The organism is Pseudomonas sp. S3_B08 (genome assembly GCF_054667725.1).
Genome location: NZ_CP162750.1, coordinates 2,551,849 through 2,578,365 on the forward strand (window position 1 = coordinate 2,551,849; position 26,517 = coordinate 2,578,365).

Here is a 26,517-nt window from a genome sequence, read left to right on the forward strand (position 1 = left end):
GATTTGACCCATGTTCAAATATATTGGCGACATCGTTAAGGGTACCGGTACCCAGTTGCGCAGCCTGGTCATGGTCTTCGGCCATGGCTTTCGCAAACGCGACACCCTGCAATACCCCGAAGAGCAGGTCTATCTGCCGCCGCGCTACCGTGGCCGCATCGTCCTGACCCGCGACCCCGATGGCGAAGAACGCTGCGTGGCCTGCAACCTGTGCGCCGTGGCTTGCCCGGTGGGTTGCATCTCGCTGCAGAAAGCTGAAACCGAAGACGGTCGCTGGTACCCGGACTTCTTCCGGATCAACTTCTCGCGCTGCATTTTCTGCGGTCTCTGCGAGGAAGCCTGCCCGACCACCGCGATCCAGCTGACCCCGGATTTCGAGATGGCCGAGTTCAAACGTCAGGACCTGGTGTACGAGAAAGAAGATCTGCTGATCTCCGGCCCCGGCAAAAACCCTGATTACAACTTCTATCGTGTTGCAGGTATGGCAATCGCTGGCAAGCCGAAAGGCGCTGCGCAGAACGAAGCCGAACCGATCAACGTGAAGAGCTTGCTGCCTTAAGGAAGAACGATGGAATTCGCTTTCTATTTCGCATCGGGTATTGCTGTGGTGTCCACGCTGCGTGTGGTCACCAACACCAACCCCGTGCACGCCCTGCTCTACCTGATCATCTCGTTGATCGCCGTGGCCATGACCTTCTTCGCCCTCGGCGCACCGTTCGCCGGCGTGCTCGAAGTGATCGCCTACGCCGGTGCCATCATGGTGCTGTTCGTGTTCGTGGTGATGATGCTCAACCTGGGTCCCGCCTCGGTGCAGCAGGAACGCACCTGGCTCAAGCCCGGCATCTGGGCAGGACCGGTGATTCTTGCCGCGCTGCTGCTGGCCGAACTGCTGTATGTGCTGTTCGCTCACCAGAGCGGCCAGGCCATCGGCCACACCACCGTAGACGCGAAAGCCGTGGGCATCAGCCTGTTCGGCCCGTACCTGCTGGTGGTCGAACTCGCCTCGATGCTGCTGCTCGCCGCAGCCGTCACGGCGTTCCATTTGGGCCGTAACGAGGCGAAGGAGTAAGACATGCCTGCTATCCCTCTCGAACATGGACTGGCCGTCGCCGGCATCCTGTTCTGCCTTGGTCTGGTCGGCCTGATGGTCCGCCGCAACATTTTGTTCGTGTTGATGAGTCTGGAAGTGATGATGAACGCCTCTGCCCTGGCCTTCATCGTTGCGGGCGCCCGCTGGGCGCAGCCGGATGGACAGATCATGTTCATCCTGGTGATCAGCCTTGCCGCAGCCGAGGCCAGTATTGGCCTGGCGATCCTGCTGCAACTGTATCGCCGCTTCCACACGCTCGATATCGACGCTGCCAGTGAGATGCGCGGATGAACCTACTCTTTCTGACTTTCGTATTCCCTCTGATCGGGTTCCTGTTGCTGTCGTTCTCGCGCGGCCGCTTCTCGGAAAACCTCTCGGCGCTGATCGGTGTCGGTTCGATCGGCCTGTCGGCCATCGTCACCGCTTACGTGATCTGGCAATTCAACGTCGCGCCGCCGGAAGGTGGCGTGTACACCCAGGTGCTGTGGCGCTGGATGTCGGTGGAAGGTTTCCAGCCGAACTTCGCGCTGTACCTGGATGGCCTGTCGGTGACCATGCTCGGCGTGGTCGTCGGCGTCGGCTTCCTGATCCACCTGTTCGCGTCCTGGTACATGCGTGGTGAAGACGGTTACTCGCGCTTCTTCTCGTACACCAACCTGTTCATCGCCAGCATGCTGTTCCTGATCCTCGGCGATAACCTGCTGTTCATCTACTTCGGCTGGGAAGGCGTGGGCCTGTGCTCGTACCTGTTGATCGGTTTCTACTACAGCAACCGCAACAACGGTAACGCGGCACTCAAGGCGTTCATCGTCACCCGCATCGGCGACGTGTTCATGGCCATCGGCCTGTTCATCCTGTTCCAGCAACTGGGCACGCTGAACGTCCAGGAACTGCTGGTACGTGCGCCGGAGCACTTCAAGGTCGGTGACTTCTGGATCGTTCTGGCAACCCTGATGCTGCTCGGCGGTGCTGTCGGTAAATCGGCGCAACTGCCGCTGCAAACCTGGCTCGCGGATGCGATGGCCGGCCCTACCCCGGTTTCGGCACTGATCCACGCCGCGACCATGGTGACCGCCGGTGTCTACCTGATTGCCCGTACCCACGGTCTGTTTGCGCTGGCGCCGGACATCCTGCACCTCGTCGGCATCGTCGGTGGCGTGACCCTGGTACTGGCCGGTTTCGCCGCGCTGGTGCAGACCGACATCAAACGTATCCTCGCCTACTCGACCATGAGCCAGATCGGCTACATGTTCCTGGCGCTGGGCGTTGGCGCCTGGGAAGGCGCGATCTTCCACCTGATGACCCACGCCTTCTTCAAGGCCCTGCTGTTCCTTGCTTCCGGTGCGGTGATCGTCGCCTGCCACCACGAGCAGAACATCTTCAAGATGGGCGGTCTGTGGAAGAAACTGCCACTGGCCTACGCCAGCTTCATCGTCGGTGGTGCCGCGCTGGCCGCTCTGCCACTGGTTACCGCAGGCTTCTACTCCAAGGACGAAATCCTCTGGGAAGCGTTCGCCAGCGGCAACCAGGGTCTGCTTTACGCAGGTCTGGTCGGTGCGTTCATGACGTCGCTGTATACCTTCCGCCTGATCTTCATCGCGTTCCACGGTGAAGCCAAGACCGAAGCCCACGCCGGCCACGGCATTGCCCACTGGCTGCCGCTGTCGGTACTGATCGTGCTGTCGACTTTCGTCGGCGCGATGATCGTGCCACCGCTGCACGGCGTACTGCCGCAAAGCGTCGGGCATGCCGGTGGCGAAGCCAAACACAGTCTGGAAATCGCCTCGGGCGCCATCGCCCTGGCCGGTATCCTGCTGGCAGCGCTGCTGTTCCTCGGCAAGCGTCGCTTCGTCACGGCGATCGCCAACAGCGGCATCGGCCGTTTCCTTTCGGCCTGGTGGTTCGCTGCCTGGGGCTTCGACTGGATCTACGACAAACTGTTCGTCAAGCCGTACCTTGCGATCAGCCATGTACTGCGCAAAGACCCGCTCGACCAGACCATCGGTCTGATCCCGCGTATGGCCAAGGGTGGTCACACTGCCCTGAGCCGCACCGAGACCGGTCAACTGCGTTGGTACGCCGCCTCGATGGCTGCTGGTGCCGTGCTGGTGATCGGCGCCATCGTGCTGGTAGCGGTCTGATATGAACCTTGCGAATTTGCGAAAGGAAACGAGCCCGTCATGATTCTGCCTTGGCTAATCCTGATCCCCTTCATCGGCGGCCTGCTGTGCTGGATGGGTGAGCGCTTCGGCGCTACCCTCCCGCGCTGGATTGCGCTGTTGACCATGACCCTGGAACTCGCGCTCGGCCTCTGGCTGTGGGCCCACGGTGACTATTCATTCGCACCGGCGCCGGGCGCCGATCCGACCTGGGCGCTTGAGTTCAAGCATGTCTGGATCCAGCGTTTCGGCATCAACGTGCACCTGGCCCTCGACGGCCTGTCGCTGTTGATGATCCTGCTGACCGGTCTGCTGGGTATCCTCTCGGTACTCTGCTCGTGGAAAGAGATTCAACGTCACGTTGGCTTCTTCCACCTGAACCTGATGTGGATCCTGGGCGGTGTGGTCGGCGTGTTCCTCGCCCTCGACCTGTTCATGTTCTTCTTCTTCTGGGAAATGATGCTGGTGCCGATGTACTTCCTCATCGCGCTCTGGGGTCACAGTTCTTCGGACGGCAAGAAAACCCGGATCTACGCAGCGACCAAGTTCTTCATCTTCACTCAGGCGTCCGGCCTGATCATGCTGGTGGCGATCCTCGGTCTGGTGCTGGTCAACTTCAACAACACCGGCGTGATCACCTTCAACTACGCCGACCTGTTGAAAACCAAGATGTCGATGACCACCGAGTACATTCTGATGCTCGGTTTCTTCATCGCTTTCGCGGTCAAGCTGCCCGTCGTACCGTTCCACTCCTGGCTGCCTGATGCTCACGCCCAGGCACCGACTGCCGGTTCCGTCGACCTCGCCGGTATCCTGCTGAAAACCGCGGCCTACGGTCTGCTGCGTTTCGCCCTGCCGCTGTTCCCGAACGCTTCGGCGGAGTTCGCGCCGATCGCCATGACCCTCGGTCTGATCGGGATCTTCTACGGCGCGTTCCTGGCGTTCGCACAAACCGACATCAAGCGTCTGATTGCCTTCTCTTCCGTTTCCCACATGGGCTTCGTGTTGATCGGCATCTACTCCGGCAGCCAACTGGCGCTGCAAGGCGCAGTGATCCAGATGCTGGCGCACGGTCTGTCGGCAGCGGCGCTGTTTATCCTCAGCGGTCAGTTGTACGAGCGTCTGCATACGCGTGACATGCGTGAGATGGGCGGTCTGTGGTCGCGTATCGCTTACCTGCCGGCGATCAGCCTGTTCTTCGCGGCGGCGTCGCTGGGCTTGCCGGGCACCGGTAACTTTGTCGGCGAGTTCCTGATCCTGATCGGCTCCTTCGCCAGCGCTCCATGGGTCACGGCGATTGCCACTTCCGGTCTGGTGTTCGGGTCGGTCTACTCGCTGATCATGATCCACCGTGCCTACTTCGGCCCGTCGAAATCCGACGCGGTGCTGCACGGCATGGACGCGCGCGAACTGATCATGGTGCTCGGTCTGGCGGTGTTGCTGATTTACCTCGGCGTCTACCCGCAACCGTTCCTCGACACCTCTGCCGCCACCATGCATGGCGTGCAGCAGTGGCTCGGCACCGCCTTCTCTCAACTCGCTTCGGCCCGGTAAGAGCGCTATGGAATTCACGATTCGACACTTTATTGCGCTTGCGCCACTGTTGATCACCAGCCTCACCATTATCGTGGTGATGCTGGCAATCGCCTGGCGCCGCAACCACTCGCAGACCTTCCTGATTTCGGTGGCGGGTCTGAACCTGGCCCTGCTGTCGATCCTGCCTGCGTTGAAAGTCGCGCCTCTGGCCGTCACCCCGTTGCTGCAGATCGACGCGTTTGCCTGCCTGTACATGGCGATGATCCTGGTCGCCACCCTCGCCTGCGTCACCCTCGCCCACGCCTATCTGGGTGATGGCGGTTCGGGTTACCCGGGCAATCGCGAAGAACTGTACCTGCTGATCCTGATGGCCGCCGCCGGTGGTCTGGTGTTGGTCAGCGCGCAGCACCTGGCCGGGTTGTTCATCGGTCTGGAGCTGCTCTCGGTACCGGTCTACGGTCTGGTCGCTTACGCCTTTTTCAACAAGCGTTCGCTGGAAGCCGGCATCAAGTACATGGTGCTGTCGGCCGCCGGTTCCGCGTTCCTGCTGTTCGGTATGGCGCTGCTCTACGCCGACGCCGGTTCGCTGAGCTTCGTCGGCATCGGTCAGGCCCTGGCCGCGACCGGCCTGCCAAGCCCGCTGGCGCAACTGGGCCTGGGCATGATGCTGATCGGTCTGGCGTTCAAGCTGTCGCTGGTACCGTTCCACCTGTGGACGCCCGACGTCTACGAAGGTGCTCCGGCACCAGTGGCGGCGTTCCTCGCCACCGCTTCGAAGGTCGCGGTGTTTGCGGTGATGGTGCGTCTGTTCCAGCTCTCCCCTGCTGCCAGCAGTGGTGTGCTGAGCGATGTGCTCAGCGTTATCGCGGTCGCCTCGATCCTGTTCGGTAACCTGCTGGCCCTGACCCAGAGCAACCTCAAGCGTCTGCTCGGTTACTCGTCCATCGCGCACTTCGGCTATCTGCTGATCGCACTGGTGGCGAGCAAGGGGCTGGCGGTAGAAGCCATCGGCGTCTATCTGGTGACTTATGTCATCACCAGCCTCGGCGCGTTCGGCGTGATCACCCTGATGTCCTCGCCGTACAACGGCCGCGACGCCGACGCCCTGTACGAGTACCGCGGCCTGTTCTGGCGCCGTCCGTATCTGACCGCCGTGCTCACCGTGATGATGCTGTCCCTGGCCGGCATTCCGCTGACCGCTGGCTTCATCGGCAAGTTCTACATCATCGCCAGCGGCGTCGAAACGCGTCAGTGGTGGCTGGTCGGCGCACTGGTACTGGGCAGCGCCATCGGCGTGTTCTACTACCTGCGCGTGATGGTCACCCTGTACCTGATCGAGCCAAACCTGCGTCGCCACGACGCCCAATTGCACTGGGAACAGAAGGCAGGCGGCGTAATGCTGCTGGCCATCGCCCTGGTCGCTTTCTTCCTGGGCGTGTACCCGCAGCCATTGCTGGTGCTGGTACAGCAGGCTGGTCTGGCGGGCTGATTGCTCGGCTGATCTGGCTACACATGAAAACGGCACCTTCGCAGGTGCCGTTTTTTTTGTCCGGGATTTGTTGCACAGCAAACTACCCTCGACGAGTACCGCGCCTCACTCCCCTTGTCGACGCTTGCTCAGCCACTACTTTCCATAGCGGTTACGAATGGTCAGGCTTGCAGACTCTCCGTCGTAGTAGCTGATAAATATCCAGCCATCGCGAGCAGTAACATTTTCCATGGTTGGCTTGCCAGTCACCGCGACGGTCACCGGCACTCCCCCCGCCGGCAGCCCCGTGAAAGTGGAAACCGCGCGAATGCCATATCTCCAGAACGAGGCCGAACCTCCCATTTGCTGAGGGCCGAATCTTTCAGATACCTCAGCACTGTTATGCGCCAGCGACATGGGCAACTCCAGCGAACTGAATTCCAGCGCCGGCACCTTCAACCAGACTGCGAAATCGCCGGCACTGGTACTGTCGACGCAGTTCAGCAACCAGCTCACCCCGTCCTCGCCGAGCGTTTGCGGGATGCTCGGACTCAAGGTCACGCCTAGATCGGCCGCTTGCGCACTCAACTCCAGAACCACGTCCTGGCCGAGCAAAAAACTGCTGTCCTGGGGTCGCAAAGTCAATGTATGCGTGGCCCCAAGGCAGGGGTACGCCGGGGCACCACCGAACACCTGGGGGAACCCATCCAGATCAAACCTCACGGCGTCAGCCAAATCCCCCGCTTCCACTCGCCCGGGCAGCTCCCAGTCGGGCAGTATCGAACTGGCCAGACTCAAACCATAAAAACCACTGTTCGCCTCTTCGGTAGAAATATACCAATGGATTGACGATCCTTTGTTTATTGTCAGCGGCGTGCCCAGATCAGGGTTGAAAGTCAGGCCTCGTTCCTTCGCGCCCCAGAAGTTCTGCAAAGTGACGGTAGAGCCAATCAAAACACTGTCGTCGGCAATCTTCAGCTCCAGCTTATAGGGCAGGTTTTTTCTCAACAGCACGAGTTCGCTTGCAGCGTCGACGCGCTCACCGTCCAGATAAAGCTCTGCTGCCTGCGCCCAGACATCGTCCAGTACGGCATTCACTTCATAGAGTTCGGTCAAAATCACACCGGCGTTATCCTGAGTGACGTCCGCCAGAATTTCATGCTTGCCGACTGTCTCAGGTGTATAGCGATAACTGGTCCAGCCGTTGACATCGGTCTGCGTTGTCGCCAGCAATTCCTCCTCGCCATTGACGCGCCACTTCACCTCCACGCCAGCCGCTACCTCCCCGCTGACACCGGAGATGACCTGGATTCGCAACAGCACGCTCTGCTCGGTGCCCACCACCGGTGTACCGATGGCGGGTGTAGCGTCGCCAATGGCATACCGCGATTCGCTGACCTTGAAGGAGCGAGCCTCAGTCCAGTCGGACCAGTCGCCGTCGAATGTCTGCCGGGCCTGCACGGCGTAGTCTCCGAGGGGCCACGCTTTTTCTGCGGTCCAATTCCACCGGGTTGAACCGTCGACGATGGCAAACTCTTCCTTGGGATCAAGCGCATGACGCAGGACAATCTCACCTCCCGTTGCTCCTGTGCCTCGAATCCTCGGATAGCGTGATGTTTCGGAGTTCGCCCGTGGCGCTTCGATCGATGGAGTTGACGGGGCAGCCTTGACCGTAAACCGATGCGGCGCGCTCCAATCCGAATCAGTCCCACCGCTGGCCTGTTTAGCCTCAAGGACAATGGTGCCTGGATCCAACGGTTCCACCACTGTGAATGTCAGGATCCCGTCTGCACCCGCTGTCTCTTCGTGCAACGTCGCACCGTTCTCAAAACGAACGGTTTGCAGCGCGCCTGGCAGGCCGGCGATCTTGAGGGAGGGATACCGTGAGGTTAAGCCCCCCGCCTGCGGTTGCTGGAATTGAGGGGCGTCGGGCCGGTCCTCCACCTCCACGGTGAAAGTGCACAAGTCACTGGGGTCAGAGTCCACGCCGTTTACTGTCTGGATGACGTAGACGGTGTTTTCGCCGGGCGACCAGTCCTCCACCGGAGTGAAGAGGCGGTTGGCTCCGTTGCTGGCGAATTCGCCAGGCACAGCTCTATCGGGTTGGGTGAACATTTGCAGGGTGACGACGCCTGACGCGACACCGGTGATTTTCAAAGGCTGTTTCGGTGTTGCCGGGTCGGTTGGCGGCTCGATGTCAGGCGTAGCTGGCTTGATGTAGAACTCGAGGACAGCGGTTGCTTCAGACGTATCTCCATTCACACTCTGCTGCGCCTTGATATGTTTAGGACCGGGCAGCCACAGGTACTCGAAAGACCATGTCGTTGCATCGTAGGTCAGGTCGCCTTGCAGAGAGGTGCCAGCGGCACTTTGCAAGGTGATCGTCGCTCCCGCAATGCACGTTCCTTGCACCCTGACATCGGCATGATGAACGGTGTGGGGTAGAGGCTGAATGATTACGGGGGCGGGAGGCTTCTCTATTACCGAAACAGTGACCGGATCGCTTGGATCCGAGACCATCCCGTTTATCGTTTGCACGGCCCAGACGTCCGTACTGCCTGGCTTCCAGCCAGTTTTTGATACAAAGGTACGCTCCGTGCCACTACCGGCGAACTCGCCCTCTATCGGCGCACCTCCGGTGGTGGACATTTGTAGGACGGCAACGCCCGAGGAAACACCGGTAATGATCAACGGCTCTTTCGCTGCAGCCGGACTGGGTGGTGGTGTAATGGTTAGTTTGGACGGCTTCACTGCAATAGGAACCGGGGCGCTCGGGTCGGAGGCTATACCGTCAACACTCTGCACAACCGTGACCACGGTGATGCCCCCACCCCAGTTGACCGCTGGATAAAAAATGCGAGTATCGCCATTGCCGGTAAAGCTGCCAGCTACAGGGGCATTTGCGGCGGTATACATTTGCAGGCTGACCACAGCGCTCACCACACCGCTTATTTTTAGCGTTTGATTGCCCAACGCCGGTTTCGGTGGTTCGGCAATGCTTGGTCTGGAGGGTTTCACTGGCACAGAAACCGGTCCACTCGGATCAGAATGCATACCGTCTACAGTCTGCACGACCTTGACGCGGGTGATACCCGCAGCCCAGTTCGCCGTTGGGGTGAAAGTACGTTTGCTGTCACTGCCGGTAAAACTGCCGGCCACCACGCCATCGGCGGCGTTAGACATCTGCAAAGTAACGTCGCCGTTCGCAACACCGGTAATTTCCAGTGACTGGGTACTGGAAGACGGGTTGGGCGGGAGTGAGATGTGGGGTTTGAATGGCTTCACTCTAACGGAGACCGAAAGGCTTGGATCGGAAGACACACCGCCCAGGGTCTGCACAACAGATACAACGGTCGTGCCACCGCGCCATCTCTCTGTGGGCGTAAATACGCGAGTTGCGCCACTACCGGTGAAACTGCCAGCGACAAGTGCGTCTGCCTCGGTAAACATTCGCAGCGTGACGTCACCTGTCTCTACGCCGGTTATGTTTAGCGTTTGATTACCCATGGCCGGGTTCGGTGGCCAGTCAATGCTTGGTCTGGATAGCCCCACTGAAACGGAAACCAGATTGCTCGGATCCGAAGCCATGCCGTTCAGGATCTGCACAACCTTGACCCGAGTGGTACCTGCAACCCACTCCGCTGTTGGCATGAAAATGCCTGTGTTGACAACGTAAATGCCAGGCACCGGTATGTCTCTGTCGGTGTACATGTGCACCTTGGCATTAAGCAAAACGCCGCCAATGCCCAGTGACTCTCTTACTGATGCCGGCTTGGGTGGCGGATAAATGGTCGGTTTTGGCGGTTTGGCCGGATCGGGCGGTACAGGTTGCGGCACATACAAATTGTGACATTCAGCCCATTCACTCCAGACCCAGACCTGCTTGTACCTGACTTTGAAATTGAAGTACGCACCAAAGCGATCAAAAGACGTATCAGGTACCCAATGCTCCAGCTTTGCCCACTCATCTTCTGAACCATGATGGTCAGTTGCTTCTCCCCAGCATTCGATTTTCCAACTATCAGTGACTCCTCCAGGAGATAGAGCGACGATATTGAACCCGCCTGGCGAGACTGTAGAGTTGCTTAAAGGTGACAAAATCAAAGGCGCCGGCCACAGGCCATTCGGTTGCAGCTTGTTTTCGTCATCCATATCCATCGCTCCCGTTATCCCGGCGCAATTGCCGATCTTCAGATGCGATTCTTGACGTCGTGCATTCCTTGCGGCTACCTGTCAACTGTGACAGTTCGGACGGACGGTCATGCTTGAGCATGGAAAAGTCAGCATTTGCAAATTGCATAACAGCAATTCAATTGATTTCCATAAGGCCTAAAAAACTGTTGAAAACCTGTCAGGTTTGACAGGTTACCCAAGTTCATTTTGTCGTTACTTTGTTCCTGCCCAGGCATTTTTCCAATGCCCCCTTCTGGCAGGAGATCCAAAGTCATGGCCGACACCCCCTCCCTGATGAACGCCCTCATCAGTTCCGACGCCAGATTGAAGACAGACCGCAACGACTTCCCCACCGCCATGCAGCAAATGGGCTTCACGTCAGTTTTCGACATCGTCCGTTTATCCAAAGCAGCGTTCGCTCGCCAGCTCGCCCTTCACAGCGACGCCAACGCCGATGTGGCTTATGACAATGCGATGAAGTATGCGGCGCTCATTTCGCGCCTGTATCGGGAATACCAGACCTCTTCCGGCGCGTTGCAGCAACTGGCTCAACGCAGTGGTGTGAGCTCGCTGGTTTCGCTGGGCGCTACCTATCAACGCATGTTCAATGAAAACTGGGACGAGTTCACCAAGGTCGGAGCCATTGCCGCCAACGATAGTCCGGTGGCCTACCTGACTGAACTGCGGAGATTTTCCCTGCAACTGGAAGCCACCAGTGAGGATCCCAAGCGACTGTTGATGGATCAACGCCGTCCTGACCTCAAGGACCTGTTGATCAGCCAGGAGAGCACCTTCACACCGAGACCAATGCTGGAAATTGTCACGCAGGTATTGGAAAGTCATCTGCGCACCTATCTGGATGGCAATCTTCCCGACAAAAGCAAATCCACCTATCAGGTACTGGCCGAACGGAGCTACCCCTTCGAACTGCCCTACAACTTCTATCATCACCAATGCCAACTTGGGCTCGCTGATAATAAGCCGCGTCTGGGCGAGTTGAATTACCGGGCCAGTCTGTTGCTACCGATCAAACAGGTGGCAATCAATGACTATGGGCAATTGCAGCAACCGGCGCTACAGGCACAACGGTTGCTGTGCGGGTTGAGCCCACAACAACAGCAATTGCTGCTCGCCCCCCCGGTGTTCAGCCATTTTTATCTGACCCGCAGCAATCTCATCAACGGCTGGCAAAACCCTCTCACTGCCTACCTGCGGCCACATACCACACCAAGCAGATGTTACTTGCTCCTGTCCGGGCAGCCCGACGACGTGGTCGCGACTCCGTTGGCGGACGCACCAACGAATCAAGGCGGCTCCAAAACCGTTGTCTCACTGACCTTTCGTAAAGACGACAAGACCGTGCCTGCCAGTATCGATCTGAGCTCTAACGTGCCGGACCTCACAGGGACTGGCTGGCTGATAAATCGTCTGCACGCTGCGATAGATAAACCCATCGTTGTGCATTTCCAGGCTGCCACCCTTCCCACGCCGACCGAGCAGGAATACACAGCCAGATTCGATCTGATCACCGCCACCGGGACGGTGGAGCAACCGGTCCGTCTGGCCAGACAGCGCTTCGCCTTTACGCTGGATGAGCAGTACCGCCTGACGACGACAGAAAAGAACTTTTTCAAAGGCGCCTACGGTGTCGAAGTCACCAGCGATGCGCCTGTGCAGCAATTGACCCTGTTGACCGACTTCATGCAGCACACTGGCCTCACCGCTGAACAGGTCGAGCAACTTGTGGCCCGCCGCAGCTTTGCAGTGCGATTGTCGCCCAATTGTCCATACCTGCAGCCGACCCCGAACAGGATTGACCTGCTGACCGGGTCTTTTCCAAATCACTACGGTGCCTGCTACGTCAATGGCATCGGTCCCGGTGCTGAACTGTCCGACAGCGCGCCGGAACCGGCCCCGGAAACAGACCTGAGCGATGAGTCAGACCACGCCATAGGACTGGAGCGGATAGCGTCGGGTGACAACACACAATGGCGTCTGACCAAAACCTCACTTGATCGTCTCGATCGCCTTCAGCGGATGATCCGCCTGCAACGCTGGAGCGGCATTCCTTTCGCCAGGCTCGACACGTTGATCTGCAGTGCCATCCGCGCCGAGGGCGAATCAAACCTGGGCATGGAGCTCAACGAAAACACCCTGCGTGCGCTGGGCGTCTATCGCTACCTGAACCAGCGCTACAGCATCGAACCTGAAGAGTTCGCGGCGCTGCTGCACGACCTCAGCCCCTATGCCAGCGGCAAGGACGCGGTGCCGTTGTTCGATCAAGTGTTCAACCATGTGCAACTGTTCGACACACCGCTGATTCTTGATCAAACACCCATCGATTTGACCACCCTTGATGCCGCGACGCAGAAAACCCTGCTGCAACTCTGTGCCGGGCTCGGTGTGCAACCCACCGAAGACTCTTTGCTGTTGATTGCCCGTCAGACCGAAAAGCACGTGGGCGCGCTCAAGCGTGACTTGCCTACCGTTTCCTCGTTGTACCGCCAGGCGCGGATAGCCCGGTTGTTCGGTCACTCGGTCGAAGAACTGCTGGCGTTGGCGGGACTTCTCGGAGGCTCGTCTTACAAAACCGCACTGGCCAGCGGCCGCTTGAGTGCAACGACTGCGGATGCGAATCCGGACATCCTCGATGTGCTGATGCAACTGGATTGGGCCTTCGCCTGGCTCAAAGACAGTCAGCAGACCGTGACGCAGGTATTGCAACGCCTGGGCATCGATGCCCCGCCAAATCCCGAAGAGCAGGAAAATGATCAGCAGATCAGATTGGCCGAGCAAGCTCCCCTGCCCGATGAGTTGCGGGCGCGTCTGACCACGCTGCAGAGCGATACGCGCCGCAGCCTGGCGACCGAGGCGCAAGTCAATGCGCTGGGTCTGCCACTGCAAGAGGATGGCAAACGCAAGCGAGGAGAAATCAACTGGTTTCAATTGCTGATCGAACACCATCTGATCACTGCTGACGGCCTGCTGTCTGGCCTTGATCGCACACTGACCCTGACAGATGAACCCGTTGCCTGGTTACAGGCCGATGTCGCGCAAGCGCTCAAAGGTCTAGGGCTGGCCCAACCTGTCAAAGATGCTTGCGCAGACAGACTCGTCAAGTTCCTGCTCGATGTGCATGACTGTCAGGCCCAGTTGCTCGAAGGGCTTTTCCAGGAAACCGCGAAACTCGCGCCGGATTGCTGCCGGGCGGTCATTCACTGGGCGTGGGCCACGCCCTATAGCATTTTGCAGCAAGCACTCAAGACCCCGCTGCCCCAAGCGTTGATCGAGGATTATCAACGGGTGGCTCGCCACGCCGAGATCGCCAGAGAGCTGCGTTTGAGCAATAGCGCTCTGCGCCTGTTTGCAATCAATCCGATGTGGCTGGGTGGCGCGGCATACGAGGAAGGCAGTAACAGCATGCCTTCGCTTTCCGATCTCTATCTGCTTGAACGCTTCAGTCATTGGTTCCACAGCCAGAGCCAGTCCGAAGACCATGTCCTGAGTTATTTCAGCTGCGCCAATCCAGCCAAGGCCCAATTGAAAAACAAGGCCCTGCGCCAGCTCGCCAGCGAAACGGCCGATGCTGCCCTTGCTCGTTTGCTGAACTGGCCGCAGGCGCAAGTTGCCGAGCTGACCAGCTCGCTCCCCGATAAACGCGCCACCTCGATGGCTCAAGTCGACTGGGTCCGTCGTTGCCAGGCCGCTTGTCAGGCCAGCGGCTTGGCCGCCAAAACCCTATTGCAAGCCACCGCGCTGGGCGAACAAAGCGATCTGCTGGCCTGGAAAGCCGTCGGTGAGGGAGTCATGGCCGCCCACTCTAACGCCGCCCCATCACGTGACAATGGTTGAGGAACGATCATGACGACTGCCTTCGATGCGCCGCTTAACGAAGCACTGCGTGACGCGATGCTCGCACTGTATCTGCACGAAGCAATACCCAGCGATCCCTACCTGATCGAGCAAGGGCTGGCTCAAACGATCAAGACCGCCAACGACCTTTATGAATTCTGGTTGCTGGATGTACTGGTCAGCCAGGATGTCCCGACCAGTCCGGTGGCCTGCGCCATTGCCAGCTACCAACAGCAAATCAACAGCATGATGCTGAACCTGGAGCCCGGTTACAGCGATGACAGCTTTACGCCTTTGCAAACCAGCACCTGGCGCGACGGCCTCAATCGCTACTCGATCTGGCCCGCCCTCCAGCAGTTGCGCACGTTCCCGGACATCTATCTGGACCCGACTTTGCGCCTGACCAAGAGCGCCAGTTTCGAGCAACTGGAGAATGACCTCAACCAGGCGCAGATTCAGCCCGAAACAGTACAAACCGCAGTGCTGGCTTACCTTGCCAGGTTCGAAGAAATTGCCAACCTGAAAATCTGCAATGGCTACATTGACGGGGAAGATTTTGCCAACAGTACTTATTATTTCATCGGCAAATCCCCTGCCGAAAATGCTTATTACTGGCGCTCACTGGACATGTCGCAGCGCGCGGTCAAAGCGCCCGCGAGTGCAGCAGGCGAAACCCCGGTCAAATATGACAAGCCGCTACCCAATGCCTGGTCGGATTGGCAAAAAGCCAACGTGCCCATTTCGGAAAAGGCGCTGGAACACACCATTCGCCCGTGCTGGTTCAACAATCGTCTGTTCGTGATCTGGGCCGAGCTGGAGCTTCAGGATGCGGACGCCATGCAGGCCCCCGCTGACGGCAAGGCCGACCAGAGCGTCAAGGTCAATCCCAGGTTCCGCCTATATGCCAGCTACAAGAAATATGACGAGACCTGGAGCACGCCGCGGGTTTACATCGAGAGTTACTGCCAGACCAAAGCGCTGATCGAAAAACCGCAGGAAGAAATTGCGGAGCAAACCCAGACCATTGCGGTGTATGACCACTCGACGTCACCTGAGTCGATGGTGCTCATGCTGTATTCGAACTATCAGGGCGTCCCTTCCGAGATTCCGGGCGATGCAGATACCTATGATTTTCTGCGAACGGTACAGATAGACAAGAACTTCAATGTTACACCGCTGCCACCGTCATTCGGCATGGCGCCGGAGGTCAGACCGGCCTCACCTCCCTCCGTCGAGGTCCTCAAGAACGGCGAAGCCCACGTGAGGCTGATCGGCAATATTTTCGCCAATGGCAACGCTGGTCGTTTCCAATACTGGCTTCCCTCTGGCACGCCAATGTTTGGTGCAGTGGAGTACCAGACACCGGATAGCGAAAAGACCACCTGGGATTATCAGGGGTGGCAGTCGCGAATCGAGACCAGCGTGAAAGACGTCGACTTTGTCTATAACCGGGCGGCGTCCAATATCGAGTTGACCGCAAGACTGGCGGCAGGATTCAACAACCTCCTGATTTTCAAACTTTCCGTCTTCGACAAACACGACGAAAACAAGGAGCTCATCAAAGTTACGCTGGTGTTCGATCCTTCGGAAAATCACCTTGAAGTTCCGCTACTTCCAGGCTCCATCATTGAACCTGTTGGTACCGACTTCATGGATGTCGCAGATACGGCATTCTGTTTCAAGGGGTACCCTGATCGGCTGCGTAGCTTGATCGCCGACCCTGTCGGGAATCCGACTGAATTTACGGTACCCGCCACCAAGCAAGGAGAAACGGCGTGCCTTGCAGGTAAACATGCAAATCGAAGGGTGCTCTATGAACTGATCGGCTCCAGCATGGTTTTGTTTACGTCCTTTTGGCGTTCTACCACCGATCACAATGAAATCGATCTTCATCCTTCAGCAGGGCGCTATAACAGCAGCGTGGGCTACCAGTTTTTCATCGCACACCCGCTGAATGTTCTGTCAACAAAGCCGCCTGAAACATTCAGCGCAATGCGCAAGCTGGCGTCTACAGCCATCGTCAATAGCCTGTCGAAGGACTCCTCGCTGACTTATTCGTTTTCGGTCGATCAATCCACCCTCCAGCCCGACGGCTGGCCAGTGGAGTGGCCTGAGGATCCAAAGGAACTGAAAATCCCGCTGATCTATGGTGTTCTGGTTTATCACGCAGGCTCCTTGGCAACCACGCTGATTGGCGGAGCACTCAAGGCGCTGACCGTTGAATGGGCAGAAGTGCCTCCCTCAAACTTGCAAATAGCGCCCAGTATCAACAGCATGATCGACCCGTCTCTGGGGGACAGCCCTTCTTTGGGCAAGGCGCAATTCATTGACTTCAGCGGCTCCGGCATCGAGTTGAGCGACGGGCAGGAACCCGAAGGATCACGTCGGGCCGCTGTGCGCATGAACACCACCTTCGCCCGGCAACTGATCAACCTTGCCGAAAGCGGCATGGAACCCCTGCTGAGCTGGGAAACCCAGACCCAGCACACAGAACCACCTATCCCGGACGGTCAGGGGTCGCAAGCCATGGATTTCTCGGGCGCTTACTACCTGTATTTCCTGGAACTGTTCCTGTACCTGCCCTGGCTGGTGGCCTACCGCTTGAACGAAGAGCAGCAGTACGACGAAGCGAAACAGTGGCTTGCGTATCTGTTTGACCCGACACGACAAAGCGCGGACCCGGGACACCCCGGTTACTGGCAGGCCGTACCGTTGGAAGAGCCGGTATGGCCCGGTCCGGTCGACCCCAGCCTGGCCATTCTGTACCCGGACGATCCGCATCAGATTGCCTTGAGTTTTCCGGTGCACTTTCGCAAGGCGCTGTGGAAACTGTTTATCGAGATCGAAAGCCGCCAGGCTGATCTGGCGTATGCAGAGTTGACGCCGGACGGCCTGGCTGAAGCCAAGATGCGCTACGTCCACATCATGGATCTGCTGGGACCGCGCCCGGATGTACGCCAGATCGACGAATGGTTGCCGCTCACGCTCGACGAATTGAGTTCGTCGAAGAATGTGCAACTGCGTCAATTCGAACAGCGCCTGATCAGCGCGCACCAGCAGCTGCAACAACAGCCACCTTTGCGTATCGGCAGGGCCCCGGCTTCGCAGCCTGCACCACTATTGTGTCTGCGGCCTGACGGCCATGACCCGCTACTGGCGAGCGCGGACACTGAGTATTTCCGTCGGCCCTTCAACCCCGAACTGATCATGCACTGGGATCGAGCCGAAAGCCGCTTGTTTAACCTGCGACATAACCTCGATATGGCCGGCGCTCCGCTGAACCTGCCGTTATTCGCCACGCCGCTGGATCCGCGCGCACTGCTCGCCGCTTGGGGCCAAGGCTTGTCCGGGGCAGCACTCAGCCGCTTGTTGAACCCGCAGATTCCCCATTGTCGCTTCAGTTTCATGTTCGCACTCGCGCAGAACGCGGTGGACAGCGTGATCGCGTTCGGCGCCACGCTACTGTCGCTGATCGAACGCAAGGAGCAGGCGCAGTACCTGGAATTGCAACAGCAGCAGGCGTGGAACCTCGCGGAGATGGCGGTGCAAATACAGGTTCAGGCCGAGAAGATTGATGAAAAAAACAAGGAGGCGTTGCTGGCGAGTCAGGACACCATTCTGGACCGAGTGAGTTATTACGAGAAATTGCTGAAAGACGGTGTCAGCACCTTGGAAATCGGCGCGGGAGCTTCTTACCTGCTGGGAAGTCTCGGCCAGACCGGAGCGACGATTGCCCACGGAATCGGCCAGGCAATGACTGTAGCACCGAACATATTTGGCATGGCGGCCGGTGGCGCACGCCTGGAAGGTGCTGCCAACGGCTTCGCGGCCCATATGCAAGCGTTTTCACACGTTGCGTATGGCGCAAGCCAAACCATGGATCGCATCGAACAATACCGGCGCCGCGCCCAGGAATGGACCCAGGCCCGCGACCAGGCAAAACTCGAAGCCGAGCAAATCAAGGCCCAACTTGCCGTCTCCGACGAACAACACAAAGCCACGCAACTGCAACTGCGCCAGGCGCGAGCAGCACTCAACCAGGCCAAGGTCACCCACGATTTCCTGCTGAGCAGCAATCGTTTCAGCCGATCGCAGACCTACGACTGGCTCAACAGCAAATTCGCCGGTTTCTACCATACCGCCTTCACCAACGCACAATCGCTATGCCAGGCCGCTGAGGCCTCCTGGCAATACGAAATGGGCGATTTCACCCGAACCTTTGTCCATCCCGGCGCGTGGAATGCCACGTACCGCGGCCTCGGTGCCGGGGAAGAGTTGAAGATGAGCCTGCAACAGATGTACAGCCATTACGTGCAGCACAACCGCCGCGATCTGGAAATCAGGAAAACCGTGTCACTGAAGGATTTGACCGGCAAGGACCCGAGTTCAACCATCAATAAACCGTGGGCACAGATCAAGCAATCGCTGATGGACAACGGCACGTGTGAATTGGAACTGACTCAGCAAATGTTCGACGATGATTACGCCGGGCAAAATCATTACCTGCGCCGGATCAAGACTATAAGCGTGACGCTACCGGCCGTGCTCGGGCCTTATCAAGATATTCGGGCGGTGCTGAAACAGACCTACAGCAAAGTTGAAATGGCCCCCACGGTCGGCAGCAGCGTCAAAGAAAACCTGCGATCCAGTCAACAGATCGCCCTGTCGAGTTCGCTGGAAGACAACGGCATGTTTCAGCTCAACTTCCAGGACGAACGCTATCTGCCATTCGAATACACCGGCGCGATTTCACGCTGGATCCTGACGTTTCCCAAGGGTCAGGAGCACATACTCCAGCGCTTGCCCGACATCATCCTGCATGTGTCCTACACCGCGAGATGCGAAGGCGGTTCGCTATGAACGAACAGCCGCCGCCGCAACAGTCGACAATGCAGATCAACACACCGAGCCTGCCCAAGGGCGGCGGCGCCATCCAGAGTATTGGCAAGGGATCGGCCGGCGTGGGTATTAAAGGCACTGCGTCGCTGGAACTGTCGTTGCCGATTTCCACCGGACGCGGTTTTGTCCCGCCATTGGGTCTGGGCTATAGCAGTGGCACGGGCAACAGTTCCTGCGGGATTGGCTGGCAGTTGACGGTTGACGCGGTGACCCTGCGCACGGTCAATGGCGTGCCGACTTATGACGGCACTGACCAGGTCGTGGGGCCTGACGGTGATGTATGGCTGCCCGAGCGCAATGAAAGCACCGGTGAATTGATCTTCCGCACTACTGAGCAATACAACGGCTTGCCCCTGACGACAGCGTATGACGTCGTTCGCCACTGGCCACGGGTCGAGGGTGCATTCGCCTTGATCGAACATTGGTCGAACGAGACCGACAAAGCCGGTTTCTGGCTGATTCACGGTGCCGACGGCAGCCTGCATATCTATGGCACCACCGCCAATTCACGCCGGGCCGACCCTGCCGACCCGCAGCGCGTCGGCGTCTGGATGATCGACGAAAGCCTCAATACCCGCGGCGAACACATCATCTACGAATACAAGGCGGAAACCGAGCTGCCAGTCGCTCCGCAGTATCGCGACTATCGCGCTCAGCGCTATCTCAAACGCGTGTGTTATGGCAACGAAAAAGCCTCAGCGCACCTGTATGCCTGGGACAGCGGTAGCCGGGAAAAACAGTTGTGGCACTTTCAACTGGTGTTCGACTATGGCGAACGCAGCAGCGATCTGGAACAAGTGCCAACGTTTGAAGAACAACAGCCATGGGCCGAGCGCAGCGACCCTTACTGGATCTACGCCTACGGTTTCGAGCTGGGCAACCGACGCCTGTGTCGACAAGTGCTGATGTTTCATCACTTCCCCAAAGAGTTGGGTGACCATCCGGTTCTGGTGCAGCGCCTGCTCCTGCAATATCGCCTCAGCCCACTGGGTTACAGCCATCTGAGCGCGGCGCATCAGCAGGCCTATGACGGCCTCGGCCAGATCGAAAGCCGACCGCCAATGGAGTTCAGCTACAACACGTTCGACCTCGCCCCGCAGCCGCAGGGCTGGAAAGAATTCACGGCCATGCCCGGCCTCGACGATGGTCATCAATATCAGTTGGTTGACCTGTACGGTGAGGGCCTGGCGGGTGTGCTCTGCCGTTATGACCACGGCTGGTATTACCGCGAGCCGTTGCGCGCAGAGACCGGCAGCGACCAGGTCGAGTACAGCGAGTGGAAACTTCTTGAAGGCGTGCCGATGTCCGACGCCGGCAAACCCGTGCATCAGTCGCTTACCGATCTGACCGGCGACGGCAAGCTCGACTGGGTGCTCGCCGCGCCGGGCATGTGCGGATTTTTCACCCTCGACCCAGACCGCAACTGGTCAGGGTTCGTGCCCTTCGATGCATTTCCCGGCGAATTTTCCCACCCGATGGCGCAGATCGCCGACTTGCTGGGTGACGGCCTGAGCGACCTGACGCTGGTCGGCCCGCGCAGCGTGCGTTTGTATGCCAATCGTCGCGCGGCTGGTTTCGCCGAGAGCGTCGACGTGCCGCATGCGGAAAAAACCGCCGCAGGCGATGATGATGAGCTGCCTGTGCTGAGCAATACACCGAGCGAAATCGTTGCATTCGCCGATCTCATCGGCAGCGGTCAGCAACATCTGGTGCGGATCCGTCATAACGAAGTCAAGTGCTGGCCGAATTTGGGACATGGTCGTTTCGGCAAAGGCTTTGTGCTGTGCACCCTGCCCTTTGCCTACGATGAATTCAACGCCTCACGGGTCTTGCTGGCGGATCTCGACGGCTCGGGTGCGGCTGACCTGATCTACATGGAAGCCGAGCGCCTGCGTATTTTCATGAACCATGCCGGCAGCGGTTTCGCCCAGACATCCATTGATCTTCCCTGGCCTGAGGGCCTCGCCCATGACGCGCTCTGGCAGGTCACCAGCGCAGATCTGCAAGGCCTGGGCTGCTCGAGCCTGGTGGTGACATTGCCGCACATGTCGCCCAGACACTGGCGTTACGATTTCGTCGACGCCAAACCCTATCTCCTCAACAGAAGCTGCAACAACATGGGTTGCAGCGCCAGCGTGAATTACCGCAGTTCGGCGCAGGAATGGCTGGATGAAAAACGTGAGAAACAGGCAGCCGGTGTTGAAAATCCAGTGTCCGGTCTACCAATGGCCATGCACCTGGTACACGAGCAAATCCAACATGATGAGATCACCGGCAACGCACTGACACAGCTCTTCAGCTATCGCGGCGGTTATTACGACCGTTTCGAGCGCGAATTCCGTGGTTTTCGCCTGCTGCTGCAAAGCGACACCGAAGCGTCAGCAACCGAGTTCACCGCGCCGATTCTCAGCAAGACCTGGTTTCACACAGGCGAAACCATCGACCCGTCAAGAACCGGTTATTACAGCCGTGACGGTGATGCGGTCGATCTCAAATCCACACTGCTGCAGCTCTATCACTTCAATGATCGCATCGCGCAACCTTTCACCGAAGCCGATGAGGAGACTGCGCGAGAGATCGCCCGCACCCTGAGCGGCCGAGTGATGCGCTCGGAAGTGTTCGCCGCCGGTGACGACGCGGCGACCGCAGTCCCCTATGTGGTCCAGGAACATCGCTATGGCGCACGGGTGCTGCGCCCCAAAGGCAAGTACCAGCCTTATGCAGTGATCTTGCCCCTGGACGCGGAATCCATCAGTTATCAGTACGAACCGGCAATTGCCGACGATCCGATGTGCCAGCACCAGTTGAATCTGGAATGGGACCCCTACGGCCGTGTGGTGCATGCTTTCACGGTGAACTACGCGCGACGCAAAACCAGCAGCGATGCGCCGCCGTTCACTGAAGAGCATCAGCAGAACTGGTGGAAGGATGCTCATGACGATGCGCAACAAAAATGGTACCTGACGCAGCTCCGGTCAGAATCGATTCATTTGCCCAATGACGAGGCCTGGCGCCTTGGATTGCCCTGCCGCTTGCGCAGCAATTCGCTGGTGCTGGAAAAAGCGGCGCTGAGTGCCGCAACGATCCACCATGAACATATTTTGCTAATGGCCCGCGAGGATGGCGAATGGGCGCAGCAAGCAGTGTTGTCTGCATTGACGCTGCAGCGCTACATCGACCCTCGCAGCGGTGCAACGCTGGATCCGGGCGACGCGACTTTCGAGGGTTTGCCCGCCTACATGGAGACGGCCGAACTGGACGCCGTCGCCCTCAGCGCATATGACAAACTCGAGGTGGATGGCCAATTACCCTTCAACCTGAAAGAAAAACTCGAATCGCAGGAGGTCGGTTACCACATCATGCCGCTGTTCCTGCCCGAGCAAGATCACGGTCCGATCGATGATCCTGACGATGCGAAGAACTATCTGTGGTCAGTGCACAGAGGTTTCTCCACCTACCACGCACTCGACGGCTTTCATAACGTGCAGAAATACCGTGAAACCCGCAGTCACGGCGAAACCCTGATTACCTATGACGCGTATTGGTGTGTGACAACCGCCGTGACCTTACCGGACGGCTGCACTACCCGCAGCCTCGACGTGGACTACCGCACCTTCCTCCCTGCGGCCATTGAAGATGCCAACCGCAACCTGCAGGAAGCGCGCTACAACGCTTTCGGCGAGCCGCTGGTGAGCAGTTTCCACGGCACCGAACTTGGAGAACCGGTGGGTTTTGACCCGCTGCAAACCTACGTCCCGCCGGCAGACCGCGACCCGGCCATTGCCATCGCCGATCCGAAACAAGCCATTGGCAACTTCGCCCATGCCGCTTTCTGGGATACGTTCAGTTGGATGGGTTGCATCTCCCGCACGTCCTCACGCTCCCAAGAGTGGTGGGACTGGGCGAAAAGCCAAGGCTACATTCTGCCCGAAGGACACATTTGCGATCGCGCCCGACAGTACCTTGCCGCTGTGGAAAATCCCGATCGGAATGAAACCGAACTCCAGCAGCAAATCGATAATGCACAGCGTGAGCCCGTGTATGCCGTCTCTCTGGTGGCCGACCGCTATCCGCTTGATCCCGATCTGCAAGTGCGAGTCAGCATTGCTTGCCTGGACGGTTTCGGCCGCACTCTGCAAACCAAACATGAGGTCCCCCCGGGCGTGGCCTGGCAGGTCGATGACAACGGTGAGTTGGTCCTCGACGACAATGGCAAACCAATAGACGCCCAGGCCCAGCGACGCTGGCGTGTCAGCGAGCCAGTGGAATACAACAACAAAGGCCAGACTGTGCGGATTTACCGGCCCTACTTCGCCGATCAACCGCGCTACATCAATGATCGCTCGATGCGCAAGCATGCTTTTCACGACCAGCAGTTCTACGACGCGGTGGGCCGACCGACCGCAACCGTGCTGGCGAAGCAAATGCTGCAAGGCAATCCACCGACGCTCAAACCCCTGCGCCGGGAAGTCTGGTACTGGATCTGGTGTAACGTCGCCTTCGACGAAAATGACCTGTTCGACCCGCCACCGGAACAACGGCGACGCAACTGGTGGACAGGAAGGTGAGCAAGCATGCGCAGACACCGCATCTTAGCGTCACTGATGCCCGAGGCTTACCGGTGCGGCAGGTTGCCTACTGGCGCGAAGATGGCAGCGAATCTGAAGCGCGCATCACCGCGGTTCAGCATGACGTTGACGGGCGACGGGTGGCGCAGCGCGATCCACGATTGTTCGCCGACGCATCAGCCCCCGCCAATCTCAGGACGGTTTACTCACTGACCGGTCAGGTGCTGATCACGCTCAGCGTCGATGCCGGATGGCACGTCAGTCTGTGGGGCGAGGCGCGTCAACCGCTGCACGGTTGGGATGGCCGGGGTAGCGTGCGCAGCATCGAGTATGACGAACAGCTGCGACCACTGGCTGTGTTCGAACACGCCGATGACGGAGAACCTTTGTGCACGGAGCGATATGGTTATGCCGGCAGCAATCCGACATTTGCCACGCGGAATCAGTGCGGACAGATCATCCGCCTCGATGATCCGGCCGGCACGCAGTTGTTCGAACAGTTCGGATTGACCGGTGGAATCATCGCTCAGTCTCGACGCTTTCTGCGCTCACTCGACCCTCCTGACTGGCCGGTATCGCTCAGCGAGCGTGACAAATTGCTCGAAGACGCGCCTGCCGCCACGAGCTACTCGCGTTTCAACCCGCTCTCGGAAACCATCGAACAAATCGACGCCAGAGGACACCGACAGCTTTTCAGCCAGACCCTGGACGGCCAGTTGCGAGACGTTCGACTGCAATTGAAGGGCATCGCGCCGAAAACCCTGGTCGGCGCCATCCAGTACGATGCCCAAGGACATACCCTTCGGGAAACCGCTGACAACGGAGTGATCACCACATTGGACTACGCCGCCGAGGATGGCAGGCTGATCAGCCTGCAAAGCCAGCGCGGCAATGACATCCTGCAAGACCTGCGTTATGTCTACGACCCGGTAGGCAACGTGCTGAGTATTGAAGACGCCGCCCTCCCGATTCGATACTTTGCCAACCAGCGCATCGAACCGGTCAACCGCTACCGTTATGACAGTCTCGATCAGTTGATCGAGGCCACGGGTTGGGAGGCCGGTCAGACATCGAAGTTTTCACTGGCAGATCCTGCAGCGATCGCCAATTACACCCAGACCTACCACTATGACTGCGGTGGCAATTTGCTCAAATTGATCCACGACGGCCCACAAGGCCACGGCCACCGCCTGGTCGCCGCCAAGCACAGTAACCGCTGCTTGCCGGTGCGCGATGGCATGGACCCGGGCGAGGAAGATTTGCGCAACGGCTTCGATGCCAATGGCAATCTGCTTGGCCTGCAACCAGGACAGACTTTCAACTGGGACTTGCGTAACCGATTGCGTGAAGTCCGGCTGGTTTTGCGTGAAGACCGTTCGGCTGATAACGAGCAATACCGATACGCCGCAGACGGCATGCGCGTGCGCAAAGTGCGGCTGATGCAGACCAACGCTAAAACGCTGATGAACGAAGTGCGTTATCTGCCGAATCTGCAAATCCGTACCCACAGTGGTACGGGAGAAATACTGCAGGTGATCAGTGTCCAGGCCGGGCGCAGCAGCGTGCAGGTGTTGCACTGGGAATCCGAACCGCCCCAAGGCATCGACAACGATCAAGCGCGTTACAGCCTCAACGACCATTTGGGTTCCTGCACCCTGGAACTCGACGCCACGGGCAAGCTCATCAGTCAGGAGCGATACCACCCTTTCGGCACCACCGCGTGGTTTGCCGGGCGTAGCGAAATCGAGACAAGCTATAAAACGCTGCGCTATTCGGGCAAAGAGCGGGATGCGACCGGGCTTTATTATTACGGGTTCAGGTATTACGTGGCGGGTTGGCAGCGATGGTTGAATCCGGATCCGTCCGGGGCGATTGATGGTCTGAATCTGTTCAGCATGGTGAAAGGCAATCCGTTGGCCTACTTCGATACTGATGGGCGAATTCGTGAAGGCGTCAATGAGGAGTACCCGACTCAAGCGACCATCGGATCTTCGCCTTCGCCGCAATCATCAACGCCATTTTCAGCAAACTCTGTCATTAACGAAAGCACGAGATTTGGATTTCCTGATACACCACCATTGTCTCCAGAAGTAAAGAGCGCAAGCCACTCCATCGAAGTGTTGATGGAGAAAGTGCAATTGACCGATTCTTCGCTGAAGAACAAGCCAACGTCGATTGCAGATGATATTGGTGGTCGCCCTGCTATAGGCGGCGGGGGCGAAGGAGAAATATACGAAAGCGCCGACGGGAAACATGTCTATAAAAAGTTCAGAGGAGCCGACAAGCGAAACAGTATTCCGGGGTATGTAAAAACCGAAGCCGAGGGTTTCAATGCTTACTATGGAGCAGGCTCGGCGACGGCACTTATTGAAGACAATCAGAGTTACCTCAAGATGATAAAACTCGATGGCATCCCCCTCGGCGACATCAAGAAAGGTTCCATTCCGGCAAGCGGCGCCAATGCACTTTGGGAGATGTTTAATGAAATGGAAGCAAAGGACCTATATCACCAGGATGTACAGGACCATAATTTCCTCTGGTCGGAGAGAGATACTAAAGTTTACCCCGTCGACATGCAGCCGTTCCCCTTCGAGCTTGCCCAGTACACGATAGACTCATACGAGCGAAGTAAAAAACAGTTGCTGACTCAATTTGCTCGCAACGTGAAACGCTGACTTCCATTCCCTCAAGCCCTTGATGGAATGCGCGCACCTCAAAACATATGGAAGCCAGGTTGCTATTGCTTCAGATCGATGGGAAGAAAGCTAAACG

The 26,517-nt window shown here is 58.3% G+C and carries 11 protein-coding genes; 10 read left to right on the top strand and 1 reads right to left on the bottom strand.

From position 1 onward, the window contains the following. The first annotated feature begins 10 nt into the window (after nucleotides 1–10). The 6 genes from nuoI to nuoN are packed head-to-tail and all read left to right on the top strand — an operon-like array spanning nucleotide 11 to nucleotide 6,274. Nucleotides 11–559: an NADH-quinone oxidoreductase subunit NuoI gene (gene nuoI, locus AB4N73_RS11595; protein ID WP_016775283.1), complete on the top strand. Its 549-nt coding sequence runs from the start codon at nucleotides 11–13 to the stop codon at nucleotides 557–559. Between the two features lie 9 nt (nucleotides 560–568). Further along, the gene (gene nuoJ / locus AB4N73_RS11600; RefSeq protein ID WP_007951462.1) at nucleotides 569–1,069 is read left to right on the top strand and encodes an NADH-quinone oxidoreductase subunit J; all 501 of its coding nucleotides are present in this window, start codon (nucleotides 569–571) and stop codon (nucleotides 1,067–1,069) included. Between the two features lie 3 nt (nucleotides 1,070–1,072). Beyond that, on the top strand, nucleotides 1,073–1,381 hold the full coding sequence (gene nuoK / locus AB4N73_RS11605; protein WP_003180046.1) for an NADH-quinone oxidoreductase subunit NuoK: 309 nt from the start codon (nucleotides 1,073–1,075) through the stop codon (nucleotides 1,379–1,381). Next, nucleotides 1,378–3,231 carry an NADH-quinone oxidoreductase subunit L gene (nuoL, locus tag AB4N73_RS11610; RefSeq protein ID WP_024013419.1) on the top strand — a complete coding sequence of 618 codons (1,854 nt, stop codon included), beginning with the start codon at nucleotides 1,378–1,380 and terminating at the stop codon, nucleotides 3,229–3,231. Before nuoK ends, nuoL begins: the two co-directional genes overlap by 4 nt. A gap of 39 nt (nucleotides 3,232–3,270) precedes the next feature. Next, nucleotides 3,271–4,803 carry an NADH-quinone oxidoreductase subunit M gene (gene nuoM, locus AB4N73_RS11615; RefSeq protein WP_016775285.1) on the top strand — a complete coding sequence of 511 codons (1,533 nt, stop codon included), beginning with the start codon at nucleotides 3,271–3,273 and terminating at the stop codon, nucleotides 4,801–4,803. 7 nt (nucleotides 4,804–4,810) lie between these two features. Further along, a complete protein-coding gene (nuoN, locus tag AB4N73_RS11620; protein WP_460143467.1) occupies nucleotides 4,811–6,274 on the top strand; it encodes an NADH-quinone oxidoreductase subunit NuoN in 1,464 nt (487 codons plus the stop codon). Between the two features lie 135 nt (nucleotides 6,275–6,409). Here the strand turns inward: nuoN and AB4N73_RS11625 are convergent, their stop codons facing one another. Continuing rightward, nucleotides 6,410–10,405 carry a fibronectin type III domain-containing protein gene (locus AB4N73_RS11625; protein ID WP_423662190.1) on the bottom strand — a complete coding sequence of 1,332 codons (3,996 nt, stop codon included), beginning with the start codon at nucleotides 10,403–10,405 and terminating at the stop codon, nucleotides 6,410–6,412. A 294-nt stretch (nucleotides 10,406–10,699) separates the two neighbouring features. On the opposite strand from AB4N73_RS11625, the gene AB4N73_RS11630 reads away from it, so the two are divergent. From AB4N73_RS11630 to AB4N73_RS11645, 4 genes are read left to right on the top strand one after another with little or no spacing between them, the layout of a single operon-like run. Further along, nucleotides 10,700–14,278 (top strand): Tc toxin subunit A, encoded by a 3,579-nt coding sequence (locus AB4N73_RS11630; RefSeq protein WP_460143468.1) that lies wholly within the window; start codon nucleotides 10,700–10,702, stop codon nucleotides 14,276–14,278. Nucleotides 14,279–14,287: 9 nt separating this feature from the next. After that, nucleotides 14,288–19,138, top strand: coding sequence for a Tc toxin subunit A-related protein (locus tag AB4N73_RS11635; RefSeq protein WP_460143469.1), 4,851 nt, complete (start codon nucleotides 14,288–14,290; stop codon nucleotides 19,136–19,138). Further along, on the top strand, nucleotides 19,135–23,745 hold the full coding sequence (locus tag AB4N73_RS11640; RefSeq protein WP_460143470.1) for a SpvB/TcaC N-terminal domain-containing protein: 4,611 nt from the start codon (nucleotides 19,135–19,137) through the stop codon (nucleotides 23,743–23,745). The genes AB4N73_RS11635 and AB4N73_RS11640 overlap by 4 nt, the downstream gene beginning before the upstream one ends. Next, nucleotides 23,742–26,420, top strand: coding sequence for an RHS repeat domain-containing protein (locus AB4N73_RS11645; protein ID WP_460143471.1), 2,679 nt, complete (start codon nucleotides 23,742–23,744; stop codon nucleotides 26,418–26,420). Before AB4N73_RS11640 ends, AB4N73_RS11645 begins: the two co-directional genes overlap by 4 nt. Nucleotides 26,421–26,517: the final 97 nt, after the last annotated feature.

Coding starts and splice junctions, on each gene's coding strand:
- nuoI (WP_016775283.1), top strand. CDS start 11: ATGTTCAAATATATTGGCGACATCGTTAAGGGTACCGGTACCCAGTTG.
- nuoJ (WP_007951462.1), top strand. CDS start 569: ATGGAATTCGCTTTCTATTTCGCATCGGGTATTGCTGTGGTGTCCACG.
- nuoK (WP_003180046.1), top strand. CDS start 1,073: ATGCCTGCTATCCCTCTCGAACATGGACTGGCCGTCGCCGGCATCCTG.
- nuoL (WP_024013419.1), top strand. CDS start 1,378: ATGAACCTACTCTTTCTGACTTTCGTATTCCCTCTGATCGGGTTCCTG.
- nuoM (WP_016775285.1), top strand. CDS start 3,271: ATGATTCTGCCTTGGCTAATCCTGATCCCCTTCATCGGCGGCCTGCTG.
- nuoN (WP_460143467.1), top strand. CDS start 4,811: ATGGAATTCACGATTCGACACTTTATTGCGCTTGCGCCACTGTTGATC.
- AB4N73_RS11625 (WP_423662190.1), bottom strand. CDS start 10,405: ATGGATGACGAAAACAAGCTGCAACCGAATGGCCTGTGGCCGGCGCCT.
- AB4N73_RS11630 (WP_460143468.1), top strand. CDS start 10,700: ATGGCCGACACCCCCTCCCTGATGAACGCCCTCATCAGTTCCGACGCC.
- AB4N73_RS11635 (WP_460143469.1), top strand. CDS start 14,288: ATGACGACTGCCTTCGATGCGCCGCTTAACGAAGCACTGCGTGACGCG.
- AB4N73_RS11640 (WP_460143470.1), top strand. CDS start 19,135: ATGAACGAACAGCCGCCGCCGCAACAGTCGACAATGCAGATCAACACA.